Annotated in this window: 11 protein-coding genes; 8 read left to right on the top strand and 3 right to left on the bottom strand. The window is 46.0% G+C overall.

Features of this window, described 5'->3' with window-relative positions; genetic code table 11:
• Positions 1–7: 7 nt before the first annotated feature.
• The 5 genes from rnc to EHQ17_RS13120 all read left to right on the top strand — a co-directional run bounded on the left by rnc (position 8) and on the right by EHQ17_RS13120 (position 4,135).
• A complete protein-coding gene (gene rnc, locus EHQ17_RS13140) occupies positions 8–751 on the top strand; it encodes a ribonuclease III (RefSeq protein ID WP_135592068.1) in 744 nt (247 codons plus the stop codon).
• Between the two features lie 55 nt (positions 752–806).
• Positions 807–1,271: an NUDIX hydrolase gene (locus tag EHQ17_RS13135; protein WP_135592066.1), complete on the top strand. Its 465-nt coding sequence runs from the start codon at positions 807–809 to the stop codon at positions 1,269–1,271.
• A complete protein-coding gene (aroB, locus tag EHQ17_RS13130; protein WP_135592064.1) occupies positions 1,268–2,359 on the top strand; it encodes a 3-dehydroquinate synthase in 1,092 nt (363 codons plus the stop codon). The genes EHQ17_RS13135 and aroB overlap by 4 nt, the downstream gene beginning before the upstream one ends.
• Positions 2,359–3,240 (top strand): mechanosensitive ion channel domain-containing protein, encoded by an 882-nt coding sequence (locus tag EHQ17_RS13125; protein ID WP_135592062.1) that lies wholly within the window; start codon positions 2,359–2,361, stop codon positions 3,238–3,240. Before aroB ends, EHQ17_RS13125 begins: the two co-directional genes overlap by 1 nt.
• A 76-nt stretch (positions 3,241–3,316) precedes the next feature.
• On the top strand, positions 3,317–4,135 hold the full coding sequence (locus tag EHQ17_RS13120; protein ID WP_135592060.1) for an Lp29 family lipoprotein: 819 nt from the start codon (positions 3,317–3,319) through the stop codon (positions 4,133–4,135).
• Between the two features lie 223 nt (positions 4,136–4,358).
• Here EHQ17_RS13120 and EHQ17_RS19980 read toward each other — a convergent pair whose 3' ends face one another.
• Positions 4,359–6,347 carry a DUF1554 domain-containing protein gene (locus EHQ17_RS19980; RefSeq protein WP_210412906.1) on the bottom strand — a complete coding sequence of 663 codons (1,989 nt, stop codon included), beginning with the start codon at positions 6,345–6,347 and terminating at the stop codon, positions 4,359–4,361.
• Positions 6,348–6,572: 225 nt separating this feature from the next.
• Positions 6,573–8,000, bottom strand: a complete 1,428-nt coding sequence (gene pyk / locus EHQ17_RS13110) for a pyruvate kinase (RefSeq protein ID WP_135592058.1) — start codon at positions 7,998–8,000, stop codon at positions 6,573–6,575.
• A 102-nt stretch (positions 8,001–8,102) separates the two neighbouring features.
• Between pyk and EHQ17_RS13100 the strand changes: the two genes are divergently transcribed.
• The 3 genes from EHQ17_RS13100 to EHQ17_RS13090 are packed head-to-tail and all read left to right on the top strand — an operon-like array spanning position 8,103 to position 10,937.
• On the top strand, positions 8,103–9,008 hold the full coding sequence (locus tag EHQ17_RS13100; RefSeq protein WP_135592270.1) for a histone deacetylase family protein: 906 nt from the start codon (positions 8,103–8,105) through the stop codon (positions 9,006–9,008).
• A 2-nt stretch (positions 9,009–9,010) separates the two neighbouring features.
• The gene (locus EHQ17_RS13095) at positions 9,011–9,826 is read left to right on the top strand and encodes a hypothetical protein (protein ID WP_135592056.1); all 816 of its coding nucleotides are present in this window, start codon (positions 9,011–9,013) and stop codon (positions 9,824–9,826) included.
• Position 9,827: 1 nt separating this feature from the next.
• Positions 9,828–10,937: a SpoIIE family protein phosphatase gene (locus EHQ17_RS13090; RefSeq protein ID WP_135592054.1), complete on the top strand. Its 1,110-nt coding sequence runs from the start codon at positions 9,828–9,830 to the stop codon at positions 10,935–10,937.
• A gap of 87 nt (positions 10,938–11,024) precedes the next feature.
• Here the strand turns inward: EHQ17_RS13090 and EHQ17_RS13085 are convergent, their stop codons facing one another.
• On the bottom strand, positions 11,025–12,779 hold the full coding sequence (locus EHQ17_RS13085) for a hypothetical protein (protein WP_135592052.1): 1,755 nt from the start codon (positions 12,777–12,779) through the stop codon (positions 11,025–11,027).
• Between the last annotated feature and the right edge of the window lie 11 nt (positions 12,780–12,790).

The following is a 12,790-nucleotide window of genomic DNA, read 5'->3' as shown; positions in this document are numbered from 1 at the left end:
TCTTCCTTTGATTTTTAAAAAAACACAATCCTCTTTCATCGCTCGGAATCCGGAACGGGTTCAAACTCTCAAAAAACTCTCCCGAAAAATAGGAATCCAATTTTCGGATTTCGAATTCTATCATATCGCTTTCATTCATAGTTCCTACAAAAACGAAACGCCCGAAATCGAGGAAGACAACGAACGTCTCGAATTTTTAGGGGATTCGGTTCTCGGTCTGGTGGCCGCGCGTTATCTTTTCAAAAAACATCCGTATGCAAATGAAGGAGAATTATCCCGCATCAAATCCAGGATCGTTTCTACTCCGATCCTAAATTCGATCAGCGAAAAACTTTCTCTTTCCGAGTTTCTTCTTTTGGGAAAAGGAGAATCGAAGTCCCAGGGCAAGGGACGCCGTAAACTTTCGGCCAATCTTTTCGAATCCTTAATCGGAGCCATCTACCTCGATCTGGGTTTTGAAACCGTCGAAAAATTCATCCTCAAACATCTAATTGAATTTGCGGAAAATCCGGAAAAGGTGGAATCTGTCAGAGATTATAAAACGCAGCTTCAGGAATATTCACAGAAACACTTCAAGGTGCTTCCCGTGTATCGGATGAAAGGTGAAACCGGTCCGGATCACGCGAAGATTTTTCGTGTTTCCGTGAAAATCCGGGACGAATGGGAAGCCGTCGGCTCCGGAGTCAGCAAAAAAGCGGCGGAACAAAACGCCGCCAAAGAATTGTTTCTTCGGATCAAACGGGAATCCTAAAGGATTTTTTTTTCCTCTTCAAAAGCTCCGTCGAAAGGACGACGATCGATTAAGAATGGATTTTTTCTTTAAAAAGAAAGGAATGCGGGTCAGGGTCGCGGCCTTGATCTTCAATTCCAGAAACGAGATTCTTCTCATTCAACAAAAGAAAAAGGATTCCTACTATTGGCTTTTGCCAGGAGGCGGAATCGAATTCGGGGAAAGCGCCGAGGAAGCGTTACGCCGCGAATTGGCGGAAGAACTTTCCCTAGATATGAAGTCGGCCACCTTTTTGTTGTTAAACGAATCCATCGAACCCGGTGGGAAAAGGCATCTCATTCAACTGGTCTTTTCGGTGAACGTAAAAAAGGAAATTCCCGAATTGAACTTAAACGAAAAGGCGATCACCGGTTTCGGATATTTTTCTCCCGCCGCGGTCCGGGAAATGGATTTACGACCGGATATAAAATCGTTTCTTTCGGAGGGAAAGTTTCATTCCGCTCCGTTCATCAAAAGCGTCTGGGTCTCCGAAAAAAAATGAGTCATTTAGAAACAATCAACGTAGTCACCGAACACAAATCGGTTCCCGTACAACTTCACACGGATTTTTCCGGTTTATCCGAAGAGATTTCGAAACTTCCCGGCGTCACTTCCGTCTTTTTGATCACCGAACGTTCGATTCATTCCCTTTATTCCAAATATCTCGAAAAGGAATTGTCTTCTTTGCGAAAAGAAGTGCGGGTGATCTACGTCAAAGGCGGAGAAAAATCCAAACACATAGATCGTACCGGTGAAGTATATAATAAACTCATCGAGTTCGGTGCGGATCGTAAGTCTTTGGTCCTTGCGTTCGGCGGCGGCGTGGTAGGGGACTTCGCCGGTTTTATCGCTTCCACGTATCTGCGCGGAATCCGATTCGTTCAGATTCCGACCACACTTCTCGCGTGTGTCGATTCCTCCGTGGGAGGTAAGGTTGCGGTTAACGCGGACCTCGGTAAAAACATGATCGGCTCGTTCTATCAACCGGAGTTCGTCTTCGCTCCTTTGATCGCCCTTTCCACTCTTCCCGATCGGGAATGGAGATGCGGTCAGGCGGAGATCGTAAAACACGCGCTTCTTTCCGGAGGGGAATATTGGGAAAAGGTAAAGGAACATTCTCTTTCCGACTTAAACGCGAACGCTCCGATTCTTCCGTATCTGATCGCCGAGTCCGTTCGGTTTAAGGCCGCGGTCGTTTCCAGCGACGAAAAGGAAACCGGTCTGAGAAAAATCCTCAACCTGGGGCATACCACCGCTCACGCGATCGAGTCCGTAACGAAATACAAAAAATTTTCCCACGGGGAGGCGGTGGCCGTCGGCCTAATCACGGCGCTTTTTATCAGCGAAGAAAAGGCCGGATTGGATCCTAAGATATCTTTGGAAACGGTGGATTGTCTCAAACGATACGGGCTTCCGTTTACTACACGGCTGAAATCCAAGGAACTCGCCAAACACATGTTACACGATAAAAAGAACGTGGGAGGTTCGATCCGTTTCGTTCTTTTGGAAAAACCGGGATCTCCCGTTTTCGACGTTCCCGTGGAATCAGAGGAAATCGTCCGGAATATCCGCAGACAAAAGGCTCTTTGATGGGTTTCGAAATCGATTTCCTAAAAAATCTCAATCCGTTCGTTCTGCTTCGCGCAAAGGATCGCGGACTTTCGGAAGAATTGATTTTGATCGTCTATTTCATCGTTTTTTTGGTGGTTTCCTACAAGGTTATCATCTTGGTCCTCGATTTTTTTCGACCGACGTTAGACGTAACCGCCCGTTACAACAGAAGAAAAATGGCGAGGATGTCGTTTATCATTCTGGGTTTGATCATACTTTTACCGGTGGTTTTTTCGGGTTTGTCCTATCTTCCCACGGTGATGGGGCTCGCGGGCGCCGGTATCGTCATTTCTCTCAAGGATATTACGCTCAATTTCGTGGGTTGGTTTTTTATCCACGGGAGCAACGGGTTCGAAGTCGGGGATAGGATAGAGATCGACGGAGTGCGGGGCGACGTCATCAATATAGGTGTGAATCGTTTTACTCTGATGGAGATTTCCTCGGACCCGAAGTCGGATCAATCCACCAACCGTCTCGTTCATTTTCCCAATCACTTCGTCATCCTAAAACAACTCATCGTCGTTAAGGATAAGATGAATTACGTCTGGGACGAGATGAGGATCAAAATTCCGTACGACTCCGATTTCGAAAAGGCGGAGGAACTTCTGAACGGAATCATCCGAAACAACGCGATCATCGATCAGGATGAAATCGATTATACGCTTCAGGAACTTTCCAAAAACTATCTCGTTCGTCTTGGCAAAACTTCTCCCATCGTATATCTGTCCCTGGAGGAAGGGGGAATTCTTTTTTCGCTCCGCTATCTCACCCACGTACGAGAACGTCGCGATATGAAGACCAAAATCTCTCATCAGATTCTCAAGGAATTCAAACACTTTCCTGGGATAAGAATTTTATAAAATTCTACCGTTCTTCGATTTTCCAGTTTATAAACGTCCGACTCCGATTCGCGGCGGGATATGGATAGATATGTCGATGAAAAAAATTCTTATTCTGAGTTCGATTTCCGTTTGGTTCGGAATCGGTTGTGTGAACTATTACGTCCGGGACGCGGCGCCCGTGGAAAAGGAAAAACTTCCCGCAAAATTTAATCCGAAACGCGTTGCCTTGGTAGGATTTCGTCCGTTCGCCACGATCTTTAAAGGTCAAACGGGGAACACCCTCCATTACGAGGCGATCGTAAACTACGACCTCGATTACAGAAAAAATCTTAAGGATGTGGGAGTTCCGGTTGAATCGATTTCGGCGAGAGGTGTGGATACTTCGATCCCGAAAGAAAGAGTGGAAGCGTTTACGAAATTGTATTTGGATTCCGTGAAATGGACCGGAATCCCCGAACTGAAACAGGTATTCGAAACCAGAGAGATCAAAAAAGGAGATCCGTCTAACTTGGTTTATACGCTCAAAAAACGGGATGTGGATTACTACGTGCTGGGAATTCCCGGGCCGCCGTTTCTTTCGGGAGGAGATTTTTATATCCTGAAATTTCTGGGTACGGCTCACATCAGTTTGGCCACTCTTTTTACGATTCCGTGGTGGATGGACAACAGGGTGGAATCCACGATCTACGTTTTCGACAGCAAGCTGAATCTGATCAAGACGTGGAAGCGGGAAAGCGTGTATAACGGCACTCTCGCGTGGTGGAACAAAAACACAGGAGAAGGTTCGATCCAAGTGCTGGATATCAAAAACGAAAGGAAGGAAAGGTTTTATATTCCGGATCTCGCGGACTTTACGAACGAGTTCATCGGTTTCTTGGCCAAGTCGGATCCGAAAAAAAATCCTACTTGGTGAGTTTCGAAATCTTCATCGAGTTTTGCGTATATACATTTGATAGAAAGAAATGTCCGCTAAATTCGGCGGAGGATCCGGATTACTTTTTGTATGGTTGAAATCGGCCGAATCCGGAATCGAGAATGGGTTCCGGAGCTGAGAGATTCTATAAGGAAAACGGAATATTCGAAGGGTGGCCGATTCGAATATTCCGCGAGAATTTAAGAACGATTTATTTTTCCGCTTAGGGTTGTTCCTGGAGATGGAACTTATATCTTTCAAGCAATCGTTCGATCAGTATGTCTCCATAGGTTAAGGTCAATGATTTTCGATCACGATCGTAAGACATATATTCATTTTTTCTATAATACGACTGGGAACCGTCTATATAACTGGCCCCTTGCAGTTGTGCTCCCTGAAAACGCAGGTTGAATGGCTGACCGCCCAAAGAAAAATCTCTGACTTCGATTCTTCCAGCCTTATGATACCAAGCGGCGTGCCCCAATTCGTGAAGGGCTATGTTGTATTGGCTGTTGTCCAAAGTGTTTTGTCTCAATGCCTGAACGTATTCCGTCGAATTTGCGATCGGAAGAGAGCAGCCGTTACAATTCGAAACTAGAGAAGCGTCGAAGTGATAGGTGAAGTTTCCTCCGGACGTTTCGGTTCGAAACGCGTCTAGATTCGTATTCGCGTAACCGAGAAAAAGATCCGTTATGGAAGACAAAGTGCTTCCGTTTACCGGGTTCGCGCTCCCGAGTATTTGGGATTCCACTCCATTGAGTCCAAGTAGGTCTACGAGATAGATCGTCACATCCTCTCCGTTTTGGCGTTCCGGATACAATTCTTTTAAGTGATTCTTCATCATACTTGGGTTTTCTTCGTAATACAACATCGTGGCGAGCAAACGTTCGTTTGCGTTATTCAAGTTGAGAGGAGTTTTGCCCGGTGTTTTGGGCAGGGAGTTGTACCAATCGGTCACTAGAGACTGATTCAGTTCCGGTTGTATCATGGAAAACCGATGTACACCCTGAACATCCAACTTAAAATACTGCTTCGTTCCGCTATTGAAAGCGGTCTTAAACGTATTGGCCCAAGAATTCAAGGAAGTAGTCGTAATGAACTGAGTGTCCCCAAATCGTACGAGACGAACCTTAATGGTATCCACGGGGGCGCTCGTGTTGGTCGGAATCGGGGTTCTGGCGGCGAGAGTATCGATCAGTTTTCTAGAAAGTTGTTTGGTTTGAACGAAACTGGTACAATTCCCCGGTAGAGTGTGTAAAATTTTAAAGTTCAACGATTCATCCGTTGAATGCTGAAATTTAATGGAACTAGGAGTGGTGATCCAAACCGTCAGGATTCCCTGCGGGTAGTTGGACAGAGAAATGGGGTAGTCGTTCGTTGTGGAACAGGTCGTGCTGATTCTCTGTTTCGTCGTATTAGGGATTAGTTTTATAGAAAGAATGGAGCTTGTTTGAGTTATATTCAATTTTTTTAAATCTACTTCTACCGAATTGTTCAACGTCTGCAATTGGTTTAGGTTCACGGCTAAAATATACGGGGTTCCTCGATAAAGGCTGCCTATGTCCACAATCGGAGTTCCATAGGAATTATAAAGATAAACGCTCCGGCCGTTTACGATCATTTCATCGCGAACCCTATCTAAAGCAGTGGCATTTTCCGGGGCTGTGATGGTGACGGTATCGACGACGTTCGGAAAATCGGCCGCGGGTGTTCCTTCGGCGAAAATCGAATAGGTTCCCGGCGCCCAGTTGAGGGTGGACAATACAATCTGAAATTGTGTGTCTTCGGGTATCAAATCCGATGTTTCGAGAATATCGACCGAATCCATGTGTTTCGTTTGTGGAGGAACCTTTTGGTTACTGAGAAAATAAGACAATTCTTGAGCGGTGAGATCCTTCCAAATTTGTACGTATCCCGTGAACCGCGCGCCTGCCGGCGGATATAACAGTAAGGTAAGAGAGGTCCCGGAAGGTTGGGATAGGGGAATACATCCCGAGCCTCCGTGGGCTTCTAAGATATGAACGTAACCCTTGGACGGATCATAAACCGCACAATCGGGAATCCGTAGATCGGTTCTGGGTTGATCGGTGATCAAACTCAAAATCGAATCCGCACCTTCGGCAACGAGCGCGAACGTATCCCCCCGTTGATCCTTTGGATTACAACCTAACAAAGAATACAGTATTGTCAGGTATAAACAAAATCGTTTCATAATGGTTTTCCTGGATAAAAATTTGAACTCCCCGAAACGTTTGGTTTCGGGAGTTCCTTAGCAACATTCTAGATTTTGAATGTTGCTCATTAAAAAAATATCACAGGAGAATCGAGACTGAATTTTAGAAAAAAGAATCTGAATTCTATTCCCTATCTAAGCTGAGCTTGAATATTAGAATAAAATAAATATTTCATATTACAAAAGGAACGGATCTTTTTTCCGTCAGTGGATCCTGTAGATTTGTAAAAAATCCACGCTTCGAACGTTTGCTCCCGGCGCTCCGGACAAAATCACCAGCTTGTCTCCGGGATAGAGGAGTTCATCCTCTTTGAGTTTTTGATTCATATGGGCGAGCATATCCTCCAATCTCGTAAAAAAAGGCATCACAAACGGGACCACTCCGCGATAGAGTTTCATTTTTCTTGCGGTAGCCATAAACGGAGTGAAGGAATAAATCGGAACCTTGGGGCGCATTTCGGAAGTGATCAGCGAAGAGTAACCGCTCCTCGTAAAGTTAACGATGGCTTTGGCGTTGATCTCGTGCGCGATTTCGCGTGCCGCGTGTCCGAGTGCGGTACGTTCCGATTCTAAAAACGTTTTTTTTACGTTCCAGTGGATTTCGTAGATATGATCGATACTTTCCGTTTCTTGAATGATGCGGGACATGATCTCCACGGATTCCACGGGATAATGACCGCTCGCGGATTCCGCAGACAACATCACCGCGTCGGTTCCGTCCATCACCGCGTTGGCGACGTCGCTCGCCTCCGCCCGGGTCGGTCGAGGATTTTCGATCATCGATTCGAGCATCTGCGTCGCGGTGATGACCGGTTTCCCGGCTTGGTTGAGTTTATAGATGAGTTCCTTCTGCAAAATCGGAACCTTTTCGGTTTCGATTTCTACGCCCAAGTCGCCTCTTGCGATCATGATTCCGTCCGCGCGTTCGATGATGGATTCTATGTTGTCTAGGGCTTCGGGTCTTTCGATTTTCGCGATCAGACCGGTCTCGCTTCCCTGTAACATAGTTCTTGCGAGTTCCAAATCGGCAGCGGATCGTACGAAACTGAGAGCGATATAATCCACTCCCAAAGACAATGCGAATTTCAGATCCTCTTTGTCCTTTTCCGAAAGCGCTGGAGCGGAAATCGGAGTTCCCGGGAGATTGATCCCTTTGTTACTCCAGAGAATTCCCCCTACGTTTACTTTAAGAATCGCGGATTGTTCCGTTTTGGAAAGTACACGAAGAACGAGTTTTCCATCGTCGATCAAAATCCGATCTCCGACCTGAATGTCTTGGATCAGATTGGGGTAGGTACAACCGATTTTGTGTTCGTCTCCTTGGAATTCCGCGTCGGGAACGATTTCTATTTCCTGGTCCTTATGCAGCAGGATCGAATTGAGTTTCAGTTTTCCGGTGCGAATCTTCGGTCCTTGCAGGTCCGCCATAATTCCCAGAGGAGAACCGGAGATCTGTTCGCATTTGCGAAGAGTATCGTAGACTCGTTTGTGCGATTCGTGCGAACCGTGGGAAAAATTCATCCGAGCGATGTCCATTCCGGATTTTAGGATCGAAAGAATCGTCTCTTCGGAAGAGGAGGCAGGACCGATGGTACATACGATTTTGGTTTTTTTCCCGTTTGGAATTTTCATGGCTGGCTATTGTAGATACATCCCTTCACGGTTCCAGCGAATATTTCCTCTTTACGAACGGAAACGGGAAAATAGAATGAACCAAAAAAAGGCGTCCCCTCCTTGGAGAAGCAGTTAGAACGAATCGGTTTGGTTTATCACCCAGATTATAACATGGATTTGGGGCCTCACGTATTTCCTGCGAGGAAATATCAGATGGTGTACAATCTTGTAAAACAAGATCCGAAACTTGCGTCTCTTTATATTTATAAACCCGAGTCCGCTCGGGAAAAAGATCTGGCTCTGGTGCATACAGAAGAATTTCTGCGGGATTTTTTCGGACTCAAATTGACCGAAAGAACGCAGTATTCCGAACTTCCGCTGACGAAGCAGATCGTACAGAGTTTCGTTTTGGCGGTCGGAGGAACGATTTTGGCGACGGAACTCACCGAGAAGTATCGATTCGTGTATCATATCGGAGGTGGTTTTCACCACAGTATGCCGGACCGAGCCGAAGGTTTTTGTTATCTCAACGATGCCGCGATCGCGGTAAAACTGTATCAACTACGGAATCCCGGAAAAAAGATATTGTTCGTCGATTTGGACTTACATCAGGGAAACGGAAATTCCGTCGTGTTTCAAAACGATCCGAACGTATTCACGTTCTCCATGCACCAGGAGAATTTATATCCGAAAAAGGAAACCTCGGGAATGGACGTTCCTTTGGAGGAAGGTACGGACGATCAAACCTACCTACAACTTTTGGAGAATTCTCTCGAGAGGATCGTCTCCTCGTTTCGACCCGATCTAATCGTTTATATCGCTGGAGCGGATCCGTTCGAAGGAGATTCACTCGGAGATTTGAAACTTACCTTTCAGGGTTTGAGGAAACGCGATAAGGCGATCCGTGATTTCGCATTAAAAACGAACGCACGGGCGGTGATTCTTCCGGCCGGAGGTTATGCGAAGGATTTTCACGATACGGTCACGATTCATTACAATACGATCAAAATATTTGCGGCTGATTGAGTATGAACATTTTTTCAGATTCGGATAAGAAGAAAGGTAATCCCGGATTTTTGGACGGCCAGGATTTGGGAATGATCGACATTTCCCGGGAGTTTCAAACTTCCCTCGGGATCGAAAATAGCCTCTTCAACCGTTTTTCCATCGAAGAAGTCAACGCTATGATGGAAGAGGCGGGTATGTTCCGGATTCTCAAGGCGAGAGGTTACGTCGAGTTCGAGGTGAGTTTGGACGGAATTTCGGATATGGACAACCGGATTTATATCAAGGATCCTTCGGGCGGTGTATTAGTCCATATGCGGTTAAAATTTTCCGACTTTCAGTTTAAAAAGCTGGATCAATCCTATAAGCTCGTTTATATTGACTGGCTCTTGACCCAAAATCTAAAGATGAAAAATCTAAAGACCAAAAAAAAACTCCACCAAGGACAGGAATATCCCGGGTTGAGCGTGATGAACGAGATCACCGGTTTTATCAGGGTTCTTGCCACTAAGATGGGCGCCTACGGAGCGTTTAACATTCCCGAATACTTTCACGACGCTGTGCTTTTTCATAAATCGTTCCAATTCGTGGATCCGGAAAAGGAAGGGAAGTTTCGGGCAATCCTTCAGTCATTCAGCAGAAACAATCTCAGGGAATTGAGCGATCATATCCACGGAGAAAAGATAGTAAACGGGGAAACTGGAGAAGTTTACTCGTGGAAATACGGAGAAATGGTTTCTTGTATCAGTTCCTATCTCGAGTCCGCTCTTTTCGACGAGGAATATTACAAAAAAGTGAAAAAGATCGTTTCAGGAACCCGTTATATTAGGAAATTTTAATATGTCGGCATTTTTGCTCAGACCGGAGATCATCATTTTGGACGACGATCGGGACGTCGGAGAGACACTCGAGCTGATCCTATCCAAACTCGGTTATCAAAGCGTTTTTTTCGATTCCGTAGAACAGGGAAAACAGTATTTCGAAAAAGAACTCAACCCGATCGTATTTCTGGATATTCATATGCCCGGTATGAGCGGTTTGGATATTCTTCCTTATTTTAAGAATTTGGAATCAAAAACCCAAGTGATCATGATGACCGGGGAACGGGACATCAACAGCGTGGTCACTTCCTTGACTCATAAGGCAAGCGACTTCCTGCTCAAACCTTTTTCGATCCAGACTGTCCAGATCGCGATCCAAAGGGCCCACGATTATTATTCGATTCTCAAGGAAAAAGATCTTAGGGAAGAAGTGATCATGCGCGACCTTCGACTCGCGTCCCGACTGCAGGGAAAAATATTTTCGATTCCGGATCTTTCGCCGTATAAGTTAGCCGCGGACGTCACACCGGTTTCTTTTGTAAGCGGAGATTTCAACGTGCTTATCAAAAAGGAACGTTCCATCTTACTTTTGTTAGGCGATGTGGAGGATCATGGTGTGACCTCCGGATTGATCGCCCTTTTGATGACCGCGCTGGCCAGAGAGGAATTCAAAAATACCGACCACCCTTCGGATATCCTCAAACGGATGAATCAGGAGCTTTGTCTCGGCATCGGAACACACAGTATGACGGCGGCTTGTGTAGTTTTATTTCCGGAAAAAAACAAACTCGTGTACGCACGCGGCGGTCATCCGTTTCCGGTGGTCTTTCATGACGACGGTTTTTCCTTTTTGAAGGAGAAGTCGGGGCAGCTTATGGGGATTTTGGAGGACGTAGAATTTCCGGGACACGAGGTTTCCGTAAAACCCGGGGACGTTGTCTTTTTGTTCTCGGACGGGATCATAAACAACCTCAATCATCCACTCATAGAGGATCTGAACCGGATCCACAAAGAGGGTCCCGATCCGATCGACGAAATGAAGGCATCCTTGGATCAGTATATCCGTTCCGCTATCCCTTCCAGGGAATACAGGGACGACGCCTCCTATATTCTTCTACAGATCCGTTGAACGAAACTAACACGATCGCCGAGTCGGTAGTCGTGAAATTCCGCCTAACGTGGATTTTTTGCAGTCCGCGTTTTGCGGCGGGTCTTTTTATTCTTCGTCCCGGAAAAGGAACAATTCCTCGGGAAGATCCAAAACGGAAACGTAGGGAAACGTCCCTTTTCGTATATTAAAAAAAACTAATTCGGGTAGGCTGAAAAAGGCCGACTGAAATCCTTTTTGAAACTTTTCTCCGCGGTCCAAAGGCGCCGAAAAAATTCCGATCGCGGTCGCGCCTATACCCGCGCCTAAGTTGATCGTTCCGTAAACCGGTCTCAGCCAGAATACGTCGTCCGTATATAACGGAAAAAAATGATCTTCGCGGTTTTTTTTGTAAAAAGAGGAAGTGAGGGGAGAAATTTCCCGGAGCGAAGTCCAAAACCCGGGATCTTTTCGTTTTAGTTCCGAGAGCTTTTTTTTACGAAAGGAAAGCGCCGTCGTTTCGCCTTCGTTGTTCCATTTTTTGGTCACCGCGTAAGAGGCGTAAAACGGTATCAGAGAGAGGGAAAAGGGGAAATCGATCCTTTCTCCCGGAAAGGGGATTTCCCCGCGGTCGAATGAGTCCTGTACGTTTTTGAGTATTTCCGTCGTACAGTTTTCGTACAGAAGATGGAACGGATATAAGTTTTTTAGAATTTTATGATATTCTTGTTCTCTTTTTTTGGAGAGTTCCAGGCGTAAGGCGATCGTTCCCTCGTCCGGAAAATACATGGGGATCAGGAATTTTTTTTCCCGTTGCGGAACCAGCTTCCCGACCGCGACGCGCACGGGGATCGCGGTTCCGATTCCAGTTTCGAGTTCGAAAGCGCGGTTGGTCGCGTCCTCCCAGATCTGATATTCCTTCTCCGAAAGTTCCTCCAGGGAGGAAATTTTTTTTCGAGCCAAGGACACGACGGCCCAACTTTCCTCGGAAAGACGGTTTAGGTTGTTTTCATCGTCTTCGTTTTTTTTGAAAACGATCGGTGCGTCCTCCGGAAAGCTGGATAAGAACACGGGAGATCCGATACGTAGGCTTTCCTCGATGGCGTGTAATCTTCCCAATACGACTAACGCGGCGTAGGCCCAGCCGGGATCCCGCTCGGAAAGTATGCCGATAAGTTGTCCGGTTTGTGCCCGGAAAAAATCCCGGAAAAGTTCCTCCTCTTTGGAGCTTAATGATTCTTGTATATTCGAAATTATGAAAGTATTGTCGAGTCCCCATTCTTCTCTGAGGATTTTGCAGAATAAAATCCCTTCGAGCGAGTCCCGAAGCGGAAGGAATGTTCCCGGTTTTAAAAACGGAAACCGGTCTTTTCGTATCGTTTCGGGCAAAGGGGAGAATTCCATTCTATCGAGTAGGTTGTTTTCGGTTAACAGGCTTTCGTTCAATTCCGATTCCAGTTTTTCCATATAACCCTTTCCTAAAGAACGAGCCAGTTCCGATTTTAAATTTCCTGAAATCGGAGAGGTTTTGTTCGCTTCGAAATAGGCAGTCGCGCGGAGTCCGATCTTTTTTTCCGGCGAGTTCAATTCCTCGAGAAGTTTGGTTTCCCTTTTGAGGAACTCCCAATTCTGCAGATGACGAAATTGTACGAGATACAATCGATTGAGCTCCGACTCCAAAACGGAAATTTCTTTCGAAGTCAGTTTGAGTCGTGTCAATACGCTCGTTCGATTGGATAACACGTTGTAGTTGAAGGCGAAGTCGTCGTAGGATTCCCGTACGAGATGAAATACGTCGTCCGGAAAATATTGATAGTGGTAGACTTTGTTCCCGATCCGGATTCCGGTATGTCCTCCGCTGGATTGTCCCGTATTGGAATCCACGTAGATGAAAT

The organism is Leptospira gomenensis, from assembly GCF_004770155.1.
GTDB classification, from domain to species: domain Bacteria; phylum Spirochaetota; class Leptospiria; order Leptospirales; family Leptospiraceae; genus Leptospira; species Leptospira gomenensis.
The sequence above is the reverse complement of the archived record's forward strand: the minus strand, read 5'-3'. Positions and strand labels throughout refer to the sequence as shown.

Coding starts and splice junctions, on each gene's coding strand:
- EHQ17_RS13135 (WP_135592066.1), top strand. CDS start 807: ATGGATTTTTTCTTTAAAAAGAAAGGAATGCGGGTCAGGGTCGCGGCC.
- aroB (WP_135592064.1), top strand. CDS start 1,268: ATGAGTCATTTAGAAACAATCAACGTAGTCACCGAACACAAATCGGTT.
- EHQ17_RS13125 (WP_135592062.1), top strand. CDS start 2,359: ATGGGTTTCGAAATCGATTTCCTAAAAAATCTCAATCCGTTCGTTCTG.
- EHQ17_RS13120 (WP_135592060.1), top strand. CDS start 3,317: ATGAAAAAAATTCTTATTCTGAGTTCGATTTCCGTTTGGTTCGGAATC.
- EHQ17_RS19980 (WP_210412906.1), bottom strand. CDS start 6,347: ATGAAACGATTTTGTTTATACCTGACAATACTGTATTCTTTGTTAGGT.
- pyk (WP_135592058.1), bottom strand. CDS start 8,000: ATGAAAATTCCAAACGGGAAAAAAACCAAAATCGTATGTACCATCGGT.
- EHQ17_RS13095 (WP_135592056.1), top strand. CDS start 9,011: ATGAACATTTTTTCAGATTCGGATAAGAAGAAAGGTAATCCCGGATTT.
- EHQ17_RS13090 (WP_135592054.1), top strand. CDS start 9,828: ATGTCGGCATTTTTGCTCAGACCGGAGATCATCATTTTGGACGACGAT.